The following is a 13,993-nucleotide window of genomic DNA, read 5'->3' on the forward strand; positions in this document are numbered from 1 at the left end:
CATCCCCTGTGCCGAGTCCGTCATGGGGAACCCCGTCCGCCGGTCCACGCAGCCGGAGGTGCCCATGAGTGCGGAGGCCACGAATTCCGCGACGCCAGGCCCGGTATCGGGCGCCGTGACGCCCGCCGTGCCCCGCAGGAAGTCCCGCGCCCGCATCGACCTGCGCCGCCTCGGCCGGGCCGCGCTGCTCGGCCCCACCGCGCGCGGCCGGCTGCCCGACGCCATCGGCCACGTCGTGGACGCGCACCGGGCCCACCACCCCGACGCCGACCTCGAACCGCTGCGCCGCGCCTATGTGCTCGCCGAGTCCTCGCACCGCGGCCAGATGCGCAAGAGCGGCGAGCCGTACATCACCCACCCGCTCGCGGTGACCCTCATCCTCGCCGAACTCGGCGCCGAGACCACGACGTTGACCGCCTCGCTGCTCCACGACACCGTCGAGGACACCGACGTGACGCTCGACCAGGTCGGCGAGCAGTTCGGCGAGGAGGTCCGCTTCCTCGTCGACGGCGTCACCAAACTGGAGAAGGTCGACTACGGCGCCGCCGCGGAACCCGAGACGTTCCGCAAGATGCTCGTCGCCACCGGCAACGACGTACGCGTGATGTCGATCAAACTCGCCGACCGGCTGCACAACATGCGCACCCTCGGCGTGATGCGGCCCGAGAAACAGGCCCGTATCGCCAAGGTCACCCGTGACGTCCTCATCCCGCTCGCCGAGCGGCTCGGCGTCCAGGCGCTCAAGACCGAGCTGGAGGACCTGGTCTTCGCGATCCTGCACCCCGAGGAGTACGAGCACACCCGGGAGCTGATCGCCGGCAACGCCGCCCGCGCCGACGACCCGCTCACCGAGATGGCCGACGAGATGCGCACGGTCCTGCGCGAGGCCGGCATCCCGGCCGAAGTCCTCATCAGGCCCCGGCACTTCGTCTCCGTGCACCGCGTCTCCCGAAAACGCGGCCGGCTGCGCGGCGCCGACTTCGGGCGGCTGCTCGTCCTGGTGAACGAGGACGCGGACTGCTACGGCGTCCTCGGCGAACTGCACACCTGTATGACCCCGGTGGTCTCGGAGTTCAAGGACTTCATCGCCGTCCCCAAGTTCAACCTGTACCAGTCGCTGCACACCGCGGTGGCCCGTGAGGACGGACAGGTCGCCGAGGTCCTCATCCGCACCCACCAGATGCACAAGGTCGCCGAGGCCGGAGTGGTCGCGCTCGGCAACCCCTACGCCGGCCCCGCGGAGGAGCAGACCGCGGCCGGCGACGGCGAGCGCGCCGACCCGACCCGCCCCGGCTGGCTCTCCCGCCTGCTGGACTGGCAGGAGGCCGCACCCGACCCCGACACGTTCTGGTCGACCCTGCGGGAGGACCTCGCCCAGGACCGCGAGATCACCGTCTTCCGCCCCGACGGCGGCTCCCTGGGCCTGCCCGAGGGCGCCACCTGCGTGGACGCCGCCTACGCCCAGTACGGCGAGGACGCGCACGCCTGCATCGGCGCACGCGTCAACGGCCGGCTGGCCACCCTCAGCACCGTCCTGCGCGACGGCGACAGCGTGCAGCTCCTCATGGGGCAGGACCCGGCCTCCGAGCCGTCCCGCGAGTGGCTGGAGCACGCGCACACGCCCGGCGCCCGCATCGCCATCCAGCGGTGGCTCGCCTCTCATCCCGCGCCGGGCGAGTCCGGTCCCGGGGAAGGCGAGCAGGGCGCGCCCTTCCGGCAGCCCGCCGAAGGAGCCGGGAGCCCGAGCGGTCCCGCGTTCCGGCCCGGCGCCGAGGGGCCCGGCGGCCGTCCCGCCGCCGCCGGTGTCCTGGCCGACCGGCCCGGCGCCGCCGTCCGTCTCGCCGGGTGCTGTACGCCCGTACCGCCCGACGAGATCACCGGGTTCGCCGTGCGCGGGGGAGCGGTCACCGTCCACCGCGCCGGATGCTCCGCGGTGGCGCGGATGCGGGGCGCCCGGCGCGCGGAGGTCGGCGTGCGCTGGGGGGACACCGCGGAGTGCCGGGTCACCCTGGTCGCCGAATCGTTCGTCCGTCCGCATCTGCTGGCGGACCTGACCGAGGTGATGGCGCAGGAAGGCGCGGAGATCGTCTCGGCGACCGTGGAGCCGCCGACCCAGCAGCGCGTCCGCCACACCTACACCGTCGAGCTGCCCGACGCGGGCCGGCTCCCCGGCCTGATGCGCGCCATGCGCGAGGTCGCGGGCGTGTACGACGTCAGCCGGGCGCACGCCCCGGCCCAGCGGGCCTGAGGAGACAGCGGGCCTGAGAAGACAGCGGGCCTGAGAAGACAGCGGGCCCGAGGGACAGCCGACCTGGGGCCGGGGCAGCGGGCCCGAGGAGAGCGCGGGCCACCCGTTCGGGTGGGGCGGTCGCGCGCCGTCCACGTCCCGTCGCCGCGCGCTGATAGCCGTGGTCCATGCTGCTCTCCTCCCGCAGCGAGGCTCAGCGACCGGCCCCTGGCGCTCCTCGCCCCCGATCCGGACCCCGTCGGCGCCTCAAGGTGCCCGCCCTGCTCATCCCCGCCGTCTCCCTCTGCCTGCTCGCCGCGAGCGCCCCCGCCACCCCGCTCGGCGTCGGCGACCGGCTCTACCCCCACCTGGGCAACCCCGGCTACGACGTGGCGTCGTACGACCTCTCCTTCACCTACTCCGGCGCCAACGACAAGCCCCTCAAGGCCGTCACCACCATCGACGCCCGGACGACCGCCGACCTGAAGCGCGTCAACCTGGACTTCGCGCACGGCAAGGTCGACTCGGTCGTCGTCGACGGCGAGCCCGCCACCTTCCGGAAGGCGGGCGAGGACCTCGTGGTCACCCCCGCCGAGGAGGTGCCCGAGGGCAGCTGGATGAGGATCACCGTGCGGCACGGCAGCGACCCCGTGTACGGGCAGAAGCGCGAGGGCGGCTGGGTGCGCACCGCCGACGGCCTCGCCATGGCCAACCAGGCCGACGCCGCGCACGTCGTCTTCCCGTGCAACGACCACCCCTCCGACAAGGCGATGTTCACCATCCGGGTCACCGCGCCGAACGGCTACACCGCCGTGGCCAACGGTCTGCGGACCGACGTCGACCGGGCGGCGAAGTCGACCACCTGGACGTACCGCACCCGGCACCCCATGGCCACCGAGCTCGCCCAGGTGTCCATCGGCCGTTCCAAGGTGCTGCACCGCACCGGACCGCACGGCCTGCCCGTCCGGGACGTCGTGCCCACCAAGGACGCGAAGCTGCTCGAACCCTGGCTGAAGAAGACACCCGGCCAGATCGCCTGGCTGGAGGGCAAGGTCGGCCGCTACCCGTTCGAGACGTACGGCCTGCTCATGGCGCACGCCAGCACCGGTTTCGAACTGGAGACACAGACGCTGTCCCTCTTCGAGAGGGACCTGTTCACCCAGCCCGCCTTCCCCAAGTGGTACGTCGAGTCGATCATGGTGCACGAGCTGGCGCACCAGTGGTTCGGCGACAGCGTCAGTCCGCGCACCTGGTCCGACCTGTGGCTCAGCGAGGGCCACGCCACCTGGTACGAGGCCCTGTACGCGGCCGAGAAGGCGGACCGCCCGATGGAGGCGCGGATGAAGGCCGCCTACGCTGCCTCCGACGGCTGGCGCGCCGCGGGCGGACCGCCCGCGGCCCCGAAGGCACCCGACCCGGGCAAGAAGATCAGCATCTTCCGCCCCAACGTGTACGACGGCGCCGCCCTCGTCCTGTACGCGCTGCGCCAGGAGATCGGCGCCTCCGCGTTCGACCGGCTGGAGCGCGCCTGGGTGAGCCGCAACCGCGACGGTTCCGCCTCCACCGCGGACTTCGTCGCCCTCGCCGAGGAGGTCTCCGGACGGCACCTGAAGGGCTTCCTGCACGCCTGGCTGTACGGCGAGAAGACCCCGCCGATGCCCGGCCGGCCCGACTGGAAGGCCGCCGACCCCGCCAAGCCCGCGGCCAAGGGCAGGCCGGCCGCCGCACAGGGGGCGGGCGCCCACGCGAAGGCCGGGAGACCGGGCATGCGATAAGCCGGTGACGAGACGGCCCGTGCCGTGCGACCATCGTCCGGTCGGCGCGGCACGGGCCACGGGAATCTCCCGGGGTACCCGTGCGTTGTGACCAGTGACGGAACAGCTCTCCGACGCACCACCGAGTGTGACGTCCGGCCGCCGCCCCGTCGCCGCACCACGGAATCCCCAACGACGTAAGGACCCAATGACCTCCTCTTCTTCCTTTTCCCAGGACTCGAAGCGCCTCGCGCACACCTACCCCGACGGTCTTCGGGCCGATGCCCTGATGGAAGAGGACGTCGCCTGGAGCCACGAGATCGACGGAGACCGGGACGGCGACCAGTTCGACCGCTCCGACCGCGCGGCCCTGCGCCGCGTCGCGGGCCTCTCCACCGAGCTCGAGGACGTCACCGAGGTCGAGTACCGCCAGCTCCGCCTGGAGCGCGTCGTCCTCGTGGGCGTCTGGACCTCGGGCACCGTGCAGGACGCGGAGAACTCCCTCGCGGAGCTCGCCGCCCTCGCGGAGACCGCGGGCGCCCTCGTGCTCGACGGCGTGATCCAGCGCCGCGACAAGCCCGACGCCGCCACCTACATCGGCTCCGGCAAGGCGCAGGAGCTGCGGGACATCGTCCTGGACACCGGCGCCGACACCGTCATCTGCGACGGTGAGCTCAGCCCGGGCCAGCTCATCCACCTCGAGGACGTCGTCAAGGTCAAGGTCATCGACCGTACGGCCCTGATCCTCGACATCTTCGCCCAGCACGCCAAGTCCCGCGAGGGCAAGGCGCAGGTCGCGCTCGCGCAGATGCAGTACATGCTGCCGCGGCTGCGCGGCTGGGGTCAGTCGCTGTCCCGGCAGATGGGCGGCGGCAAGGGCGGCGGCCTCGCCACCCGTGGTCCCGGTGAGACCAAGATCGAGACCGACCGGCGGCGGATCCGCGAGAAGATGGCGAAGATGCGCCGGGAGATCGCGGAGATGAAGACCGGCCGCGACATCCAGCGCCAGTCCCGCCGACGCAACAAGGTGCCCTCGGTCGCGATCGCGGGCTACACCAACGCCGGCAAGTCCTCCCTGCTCAACCGCCTCACCGGCGCGGGCGTCCTGGTCGAGAACGCCCTGTTCGCGACCCTGGACCCGACCGTGCGCCGGGCCGAGACCCCGAGCGGACGGCTGTACACGCTGGCCGACACCGTCGGCTTCGTCCGGCACCTGCCGCACCACCTGGTCGAGGCGTTCCGCTCCACGATGGAGGAGGTCGGCGACTCCGACCTGATCCTGCACGTGGTCGACGGCTCGCATCCGAACCCGGAGGAGCAGCTGGCCGCCGTGCGCGAGGTGATCAGGGACGTCGGTGCCACCGGCGTGCCCGAGATCGTCGTGATCAACAAGGCGGACGCGGCCGACCCGCTGACGCTCCAGCGGCTGCTGCGGATCGAGAAGCGCTCCCTCGCCGTCTCGGCCCGCACCGGCCAGGGCATCGCCGAGCTGCTCGCCCTCATCGACAACGAGCTGCCCCGCCCGTCCGTCGAGGTCGAGGCACTCGTGCCGTACACCCACGGCAAGCTCGTCGCCCGCGCGCATGCCGAGGGCGAGGTGATCTCCGAGGAGCACACCCCGGAGGGCACGCTGCTCAAGGTGCGGGTGCACGAGGAGCTGGCGGCGGATCTGGCGCCGTACATGCCGACACCGGCCGGCTGAGCCGTCCGGCACGGGACAGACGGAAGGCCCGCTCCCCTCGGGGGAGCGGGCCTTTTCGCGTGCCGGTCAGCGCCCGGCGAACTTGTCGCTGACCCCGTCGAAGACGGTCTCGGCCTCCTTGCCCAGCCGCGGGCCCGCCAGCCAGCCCGACTCGACCGGGCCGATCGAGGTGTTGGACACCAGGGCCGGCTTGCCGTCGTTGCCGGTCGCGACCCAGCCACCACCCGACGAACCACCCGTCATGGTGCAGCCGATGCGGTACATCGTCGGGTCCGACGCCCGCAGCGACAGCCGGCCCGGCCGGTCCTGGCACCGGTACAGCTTCTGCCCGTCGTACGGAGCGGCGGCCGGGTAGCCGATCGCCTCGATGCTCTTCACCTTCGGTACGGCGGGGGCGTCGAACTCCACCGGCAGAGCGGAACCGACCGTCTCCTCCAGGGACTTGCCGCCCCCGTTCTCCGGCTTCACATGCAGCACGGCGAAGTCGTACGGGGCACCGTCACCGCCGGTCGGGCCGCCCTGCGCGATCCACTGGTTCGAGGTCTGCGCCCAGTCGGCCCACCAGATGCCGTACGGGGCGACCTCCGACCTGGCGACACCCTCCAACTCGGCCTCGCTGCGGCCCGCGTCGTTGTACGACGGCACGAACGCGATGTTCCGGTACCAGCCGCCGCTCCTGCCGGCGTGCACACAATGGCCCGCCGTCCACACCATGTTGGACTTCCCGGGGTGCGCGGGGTCCTTCACCACGGTCGCCGAGCACACCATCGTGCCCTCGGGGGAGTCGAAGAACACCTTGCCCGCCTCCGGCACGCTCGCGTGGTAGCGGGGCGCCACCGCCTGCGCGTCCACCGGGTCCGGCGTCGGGTCGGTCACGCCCTGGTCGCCCGACAGGTCGTTCTCGTCGACCCCCCGGTCCGGGTCCTCGGCGTCCCGCATGCGGTCCGGGTTCCAGAGGTCCTTGATGATCGGGTTGATGTAGTCCTTGGCCTCGCGCAGCCAGTCGTCCCGGTCCCAGTTCTTCCAGTCCCCGTCCCGCCACTTGTCGATGTCGATCCCGTGCTCGCGGAGCGTGTCCCTGATGTCGTCCGGGATCGTGATCTTGCCTTCGCCCCCGGCTCCGGCCGCCGCGGACGCGGTCGCCGCGCCGCCGGCGTCGGCGTCCCCGGACTGACAGGCGGTGACGGTGAGGGCCAGGGCGGCGGCGAGCGCCACCACCGGCAGCGGGGAGACACCGCGGCGCGCGCTCTTCTCCCTGCGGGCGGTGAACGACGGCCGTATGGATCGCATGGTGTGACTCCCCCTGAGGTGACGGTACTTGTGCCGCTGTCGCATACGTGCGCCGGCCGCTGTCCGATCAACTCGTCCGGCCAGCGGGCCGATCGTCCGCCACACGGCGTGCGCGTACGGCCCGCGGCTCGGTGGAACGGCACCACACACTATGCGGTCGCTGTGGGCGAGTTCCGACGGAACGGCAACGGTTCAGCCACAGCCCGCCGAGCCGGGCAGGTCACAGCGCCGGAACGGCGTCGGGGCCGCCGCCGCCACGCGCGGGGAACGCCTCTTCGGGGCTCCACCGGGCGGAGATTGTGCGGCAACCCGTAACCCGGTGCGTGTCCCGCTCTTTTTAGCGGTGGGGGCCGGCCGTGCGTGCGCGGTCCCCGGTCCCCGGTTCCCCGCAGTTTCGAGTGGACGCTCGCGGGGCTGCGTATGTCGGGACGGGCGAGGACACGCAAGACCCGCTCGCCCCTGGACAGCGGGAGGACAGGGAGCCATGGCCGTAACCGAATCCGTGCGCGGGGGATCGCCCGGGACCGAGGACGCGCGCAGCGCGCACGAGGGGATCCTGCGGCGGCAGTCGGCCCGCGAGTCCGCGGCCCGCACCTACGCCCGCGCTCTGCCGATCGTGCCGGTCCGGGCCCGGGGCATGACCATCGAGGGCGCGGACGGCCGCCGTTACCTCGACTGCCTGTCCGGCGCCGGCACCCTCGCCCTCGGGCACAACCACCCCGTGGTCCTGGAGGCCATCCGCGGGGTCCTGGACTCCGGGGCGCCCCTGCACGTCCTGGACCTCGCCACCCCGGTCAAGGACGCCTTCGTCACCGAGCTGTTCCACACGCTGCCGCCCGGTCTCGCGGGCCGCGCGCGCGTGCAGTTCTGCGGACCGGCCGGCACCGACGCGGTCGAGGCCGCCTTCACCCTCGTCCGGGCCGCCACCGGACGCGACGGCATCCTCGCCTTCAGCGGCGCCTACCACGGGATGACCAGCGGGGCGCTCGCCGCCTCCGGGGGCGCCCGCGACCTACGGGTCGCGCGCCTGCCGTTCCCGCAGGACTACCGCTGCCCCTTCGGCGTCGGCGGGGAACACGGCGCCGAACTCGCCGCCCGCTGGACCGAGTCCGTCCTCGACGACCCCAAGTCGGGCGTGCCCGACCCGGCCGGGATGATCCTCGAACCCGTCCAGGGGGAGGGCGGTGTCCTTCCCGCGCCGGACACCTGGCTGCGGCGCATGCGCCGGATCACCGCCGACCGTTCCATCCCGCTGATCGCCGACGAGGTGCAGACCGGCGTCGGACGCACCGGAGCCTTCTGGGCCGTGGAGCACAGCGGGGTCACCCCCGACGTCATGGTCCTGTCCAAGGCCATCGGCGGCAGCCTGCCCCTGGCGGTGATCGTCTACCGCGAGGAACTCGACGCCTGGCAGCCGGGCGCCCACGCCGGAACGTTCCGCGGCAACCAGCTCGCCATGGCCGCCGGTACGGCGACCCTCGCGTACGTCCGGGAGAACCGGCTCGCCGAGCGGGCCGCCGACCTGGGCGCGCACATGCTGCGTCAGCTGCGCCGGCTGGCGGGGGAGCACGCGTGCCTCGGGGACGTGCGGGGGAGGGGGCTGATGCTGGGCGTCGAGGTGGTGGATCCGCAGGCCCCGGCCGTGAGCGGCCGCGAGCGGACCGTCACCCTCGCGGCGACCGCCCGCTCACCGGAGGAACAGCCCCGGCCCGCCGCCCCCGCCCTCGCCGCCGCCGTCCAGCGGGAGTGCCTGCGCCGCGGGCTGATCGTCGAACTCGGCGGACGCCACTCCAGTGTCGTACGGCTGCTTCCGCCCCTGACCGTCACCGACGAGCAGGCGGCTGCGGTGCTCGACCGGCTCGCCGACGCGGTGGACGCCGTGTCCGGCGACCGGGCGGACCGGCGGCCTTCCGCTCCAGGACGGCAGGGCGACGTCCTCGCACGCCGACTGAGGACGCCCGCCCGCCCCCGTACCCCGTAGCACCCCGCCTCCCCGCCGTGTGAGGCCACCGGCACACCGGCCCCCACCTCACACGGCACCCACCCCCGGCGGCGGCCCCCACCACAGGGCCGCCCCAGCCACGTCACGCGGCACGGCTCACCCCCGCCTTCCGCACCACCGCAGTCGCACCACGCGCCTCGGAACACCTCAAGGCGCCCCCTCGCACTCCTGAGCCACCGCAGAGGACCCATCGTGACGACCACCCCCACCGCCCTCCCCGAGACGCGCTCCCCGGGCCCGGACACCGCCCCGCGCGACCTCCTGAACCACCCCGACCCGCGCCGGGCGGCCGAGGCGGCCGCCGTGGAGAACCTGCTCCGCTGCCATGTACGCGAGACCCGGCTCCCGGCGCCGCAGGACGGCGTCCTGCGCGTCCCGCTGCCCGCCACCGGCACGGCCCTGCTGGTCCCGGTCCACCACTGGTCGCCGACGGGATGGCACCGCTACGGCCCGCCCCGCCCGGCCGATGCCCCGGAGGGGACCCCACCGCTCGACGCGGTCACGCTCGCCGCCCTGCTCGCCCGGGAGGCCGCGGCGGCACACCCCTCGGCGGACGACAGCACCGGCGACCTCGTCGGCCGTGTCGCCGACTCCGTCCGCCGCACGGCCGTCTTCATCCAGGACCGACGTGCCCACCCGGCCGACGTGACCGACCGCTTCCTGGCCGCCGAGCAGGCCCTCGTCCTGGGGCACCCGTTCCACCCCACCCCCAAGAGCCGTGAGGGACTGTCCGAGGCGGAGGTCCGGAGCTACTCACCGGAGACGCGCGGCTCCTTCCCGCTCGCCTGGCTGGCCGTCGCGCCGGACGCCGTCGCCACCGACTCGGCGTGGACGGAGGCGGGGCGTCCCGTCACCGCGCCCCAGCTCATGGCCCGGCTCGCCGGCCCCGGGCTCTCGCTGCCCGACGGCTGCGCCGCACTGCCGCTGCACCCCTGGCAGCTGCGCGAGATCCGGCAGCGCCCCGACACGGTGGCCCTCTTCGACGCCGGGCTGCTCCGCGACCTCGGCACCCACGGGCCCGCGTGGCACCCCACCTCGTCCGTCCGCACGGTCCACCGCACCGGTGCCCCGGCCATGCTCAAGCTCTCCCTCGGCCTGCGCATCACCAACTCGCGCCGCGAGAACCTCCGCAAGGAACTGCACCGGGGCGTGGAAGTCCACCGGCTGCTCCGCGGCGACCTCGGGACGCGATGGCAGGCCGCGCACCCGGGCTTCGACATCGTGCGCGACCCGGCCTGGCTCGCCGTCGACGGACCGGACGGCACCCCGGTGCCCGGGCTCGACGTGATGATCCGGCACAACCCCTTCGCGCCCTCGGACGACGTGACCTGCGTGGCCGGTCTCGTCTCGCCCCGGCCCCACGGCCCGGCCGACCCGGACACGCGCCCTCCGGCGCCCTCCCGGCTGGCCGCGATCGTCACCCGTCTCGCCGCCCGGACCGGCCGGTCGCGGGACGCGGTCGCCGCCGAGTGGTTCCTGCGCTACCTCGACCAGGTCGTCCGGCCCGTGCTGTGGCTGGACTCGGAGGCGGGGATCGCCCTGGAGGCCCACCAGCAGAACACGCTGGTCCTGCTGGACGCCGACGGCTGGCCCACGGGCGGCCGGTACCGCGACAACCAGGGCTACTACTTCCGCGCGTCCCGGCGCGCGGAACTCGACGCCCGGCTCCCCGGCATCGGCGCGCTCAGCGACACCTTCGTCCCGGACGAGGTCACCGACGAGCGGTTCGCCTACTACCTGGGGATCAACAACATCCTCGGCCTCGTCGGCGCGTTCGGCTCCCAGGGACTGGCCGACGAGCGGCTGCTGCTCGCCGCGCTCCGCCGCTTCCTCGGCGAGGTCGCCTCCGGACCCGCCCGGCTGCGCAGCCCGTTCCCCGGGCGGCTGCTCGACTCCCCGGTGCTGCGCTGCAAGGCCAACCTGCTGACCCGGCTGCACGGCCTGGACGAACTCGTCGGCCCGGTCGACACCCAGTCCGTGTACGTCGGCATCCCCAACCCCCTGCACCTCTGACGGCGACGACCCGCCCCACCTCCCGAGAGGACCTCGTCGTGCCCCCCACCGACACGAGCGCCCACGCCGACCCCGCCCCGCCGCCCGACCCGGACGCCGAGGACACCCTGGACCTGGAACTCCCCGAGGAACTGGTCACCCTCATCGCCTCGGACGCCGAGAGCGCCGGTGCCGGGACCGAGGGCTCGGGGTCCCCGCCCGGGGAGACGTCCGACCTCCTCGACCAGGTGGCCGACTGGGGCCCGGTCAGCACCCCCGCCGGGGTGTTCCACCTGGTCCCGGTCCGGATCGAACGCGACCTGACGCTCATCAGCCGCTGGATGAACGATCCGGCCGTCGCGGAGTTCTGGCGGCTCGCCGGACCCGAGGACATCACGGAGGGGCATCTGCGGTCCCAGCTCTCGGGCGACGGGCGGAGCGTCCCGTGCGTCGGACTGCTGGACGGCGCACCGATGAGCTACTGGGAGATCTACCGGGCCGACCTCGACCCCCTGGCCCGGTACTACCCGGCCCGGCCCCACGACACCGGGGTCCACCTCCTCATCGGCGGGCCCGGCGACCGCGGGCGGGGCCTGGGCCGGACGCTGCTGCGCGCGGTCGCGGATCTCGCGCTCGCCAGGCGTCCGGCGTGCGGCCGGGTCGTGGCGGAGCCCGACCTGCGCAACACGCCGTCCGTCGCGGCCTTCCTCGGCGCCGGCTTCCGGTTCTCGTCCGAGGTCGACCTGCCGGACAAGCGCGCGGCCCTCATGGTGAGGGACCGGAATCTGCGGCACCTGCTGTGACGGACACATGTGGCTCTTTCCCGGACGGCTCCGACCGTCTTCCGGGCGCATCCGGACCGTTCGGTGCGTCACCCGGCCCCATCCGGTCACGACCGATCGTGAACGGAGGCGGCCCCGGTCCTGATCCCATCCCTCCCCCCGACCGTGATCGCCCGATTGTCAGTGCCGGGCCGTAGGGTGGTCGCGCTATGACGAAGCCCTCACTCCCCGAACTCCTGCATGCCGCCGTCACCGCCGTCGGCGGCACGGAGCGCCCCGGCCAGGTGACCATGGCCGAATCGGTCGCCGAGGCGATCGACGGCAATTCCCATCTGCTGGTCCAGGCCGGCACCGGCACCGGTAAGTCGCTCGGCTATCTGGTGCCCGCGCTCGCCCACGGGGAGCGGGTCGTCGTGGCCACGGCCACCCTGGCCCTGCAGCGGCAGCTCGTCGAGCGGGACCTCCCGCGCACCGTGGACGCGCTGCATCCGCTGCTGCGCCGGCGCCCCGAGTTCGCCATGCTCAAGGGCCGGTCGAACTACCTCTGTCTGCACCGCCTGCACGAGGGCGTCCCGCAGGACGAGGAGGAGGGCCTGTTCGACCAGTTCGAGGCGGCCGCGCCCACCAGCCGGCTCGGCCAGGACCTCCTGCGGCTGCGCGACTGGTCGGACGACACCGAGACGGGCGACCGGGACGACCTGACGCCAGGTGTGTCGGACCGCGCCTGGGCCCAGGTGTCGGTGTCGTCGCGGGAGTGCCTGGGCGCCAGCAAGTGCGCCTATGGCGCCGAGTGCTTCGCCGAGATGGCCCGGGAGCGGGCCAAGCTCGCCGAGGTGGTCGTCACCAACCACGCCCTGCTCGCGATCGACGCCATCGAGGGCGCCCCCGTGCTCCCGCAGCACGAGGTGCTGATCGTCGACGAGGCGCATGAGCTCGTCTCCCGGGTCACCGGCGTGGCCACGGGCGAGCTCACGCCGGGACAGGTCAACCGGGCGGTGCGCCGCGCGGCGAAGCTCGTCAACGAGAAGGCCGCCGACCAGCTCCAGACCGCCGCCGAGGGCTTCGAGCGGCTGATGGAGCTCGCCCTGCCGGGACGCCTGGAGGAGATCCCCGAGGACCTCGGCTACGCGCTCATGGCCCTGCGCGACGCCTGCCGTACGGTCATCTCGGCGATCGGCGCCACCCGTGACAAGTCCGTGCAGGACGAGGACGCGGTCCGCAAGCAGGCGCTGGCCTCGGTGGAGTCCGTGCACGACGTGGCGGAGCGGATCACGAACGGCTCCGAGTGGGACGTCGTCTGGTACGAGCGGCACGACCGGTTCGGCGCGTCGCTGCGCGTGGCCCCCATGTCGGTGTCGGGTCTGCTGCGCGAGAAGCTCTTCACCGACCGCTCGGTCGTCCTGACGTCGGCGACGCTGAAGCTGGGCGGGGACTTCAACGGCGTCGGGGCCTCCCTCGGACTCGCACCCGAGGGCACCCAGGGCGACGACGTGCCGGAGTGGAAGGGCGTGGACGTCGGCTCCCCGTTCGACTACCGCAGGCAGGGCATCCTCTACGTCGCCAAGCATCTGTCGCGCCCCGCGCGGGACGGCGACCGCGCGGACATGCTGGACGAGCTGACGGAGCTGATCCAGGCGGCCGGCGGCCGTACGCTCGGGCTGTTCTCCTCGATGCGGGCCGCCCAGCTGGCCGCCGAGGAGCTGCGCTCCCGTATCCCCGAGTTCCCGATCCTCCTCCAGGGCGAGGAGACGCTCGGCGAGCTGATCAAGAACTTCGCGGCGGACCCGAAGACCTGTCTGTTCGGCACGCTGTCGCTCTGGCAGGGCGTGGACGTCCCCGGCCCGAGCTGCCAGCTGGTCGTCATGGACAAGATCCCGTTCCCCCGGCCGGACGACCCGCTGATGAGCGCCCGCCAGAAGGCCGTGGAGGACGCCGGGGGCAACGGCTTCATGGCGGTCGCCGCCACCCACGCCGCGCTGCTCATGGCGCAGGGCGCCGGCCGTCTCGTGCGGGCCACCGGCGACCGTGGGGTCGTCGCGGTCCTGGACCCGAGGCTGGCCACCGCGCGCTACGGCAGCTATCTCAAGGCGTCCCTGCCCGACTTCTGGTACACGACGGACCGCAACCAGGTCCGCCGGTCGCTGTCGGCGATCGACGCGTCCGCGCGGCAGACGGAGGCGGCGGGGGCGGCAGAGACGACCGGGGCCGACGCGGAGCCGGTGGAGGCCGACGGGACGGAGTGAT

Annotated in this window: 8 protein-coding genes; 7 read left to right on the forward strand and 1 reads right to left on the reverse strand. The window is 73.5% G+C overall.

The window, feature by feature from the left end; genetic code table 11:
• The first annotated feature begins 64 nt into the window (after positions 1-64).
• The 3 genes from ACFV46_RS28310 (at position 65) to hflX (ending at position 5,683) form a co-directional block, all read left to right on the forward strand.
• Positions 65-2,248 carry a RelA/SpoT family protein gene (locus ACFV46_RS28310; protein ID WP_385500329.1) on the forward strand — a complete coding sequence of 728 codons (2,184 nt, stop codon included), beginning with the start codon at positions 65-67 and terminating at the stop codon, positions 2,246-2,248.
• Between the two features lie 167 nt (positions 2,249-2,415).
• Positions 2,416-4,002 (forward strand): M1 family metallopeptidase, encoded by a 1,587-nt coding sequence (locus ACFV46_RS28315; RefSeq protein ID WP_385500330.1) that lies wholly within the window; start codon positions 2,416-2,418, stop codon positions 4,000-4,002.
• Positions 4,003-4,189: 187 nt separating this feature from the next.
• Positions 4,190-5,683: a GTPase HflX gene (gene hflX / locus ACFV46_RS28320; protein ID WP_361927427.1), complete on the forward strand. Its 1,494-nt coding sequence runs from the start codon at positions 4,190-4,192 to the stop codon at positions 5,681-5,683.
• Between the two features lie 66 nt (positions 5,684-5,749).
• On the opposite strand, the gene ACFV46_RS28325 is transcribed toward hflX, so the two are convergent.
• Positions 5,750-6,973, reverse strand: a complete 1,224-nt coding sequence (locus tag ACFV46_RS28325; RefSeq protein ID WP_385500332.1) for a trypsin-like serine peptidase — start codon at positions 6,971-6,973, stop codon at positions 5,750-5,752.
• Positions 6,974-7,457: 484 nt separating this feature from the next.
• Between ACFV46_RS28325 and ACFV46_RS28330 the strand changes: the two genes are divergently transcribed.
• The 4 genes from ACFV46_RS28330 to ACFV46_RS28345 all read left to right on the forward strand — a co-directional run bounded on the left by ACFV46_RS28330 (position 7,458) and on the right by ACFV46_RS28345 (position 13,992).
• A complete protein-coding gene (locus ACFV46_RS28330) occupies positions 7,458-8,954 on the forward strand; it encodes a diaminobutyrate--2-oxoglutarate transaminase family protein (RefSeq protein WP_385500333.1) in 1,497 nt (498 codons plus the stop codon).
• A gap of 213 nt (positions 8,955-9,167) precedes the next feature.
• Positions 9,168-10,988: an IucA/IucC family protein gene (locus tag ACFV46_RS28335; protein ID WP_385500335.1), complete on the forward strand. Its 1,821-nt coding sequence runs from the start codon at positions 9,168-9,170 to the stop codon at positions 10,986-10,988.
• A gap of 38 nt (positions 10,989-11,026) precedes the next feature.
• The gene (locus ACFV46_RS28340) at positions 11,027-11,770 is read left to right on the forward strand and encodes a GNAT family N-acetyltransferase (protein WP_385500336.1); all 744 of its coding nucleotides are present in this window, start codon (positions 11,027-11,029) and stop codon (positions 11,768-11,770) included.
• A 188-nt stretch (positions 11,771-11,958) separates the two neighbouring features.
• Positions 11,959-13,992, forward strand: a complete 2,034-nt coding sequence (locus tag ACFV46_RS28345) for an ATP-dependent DNA helicase (protein ID WP_385500337.1) — start codon at positions 11,959-11,961, stop codon at positions 13,990-13,992.
• The last annotated feature ends 1 nt before the right edge of the window (position 13,993 follow it).

The organism is Streptomyces sp. NPDC059852 (genome assembly GCF_042731455.1).
In the GTDB taxonomy this organism is placed as follows: domain Bacteria; phylum Actinomycetota; class Actinomycetes; order Streptomycetales; family Streptomycetaceae; genus Streptomyces.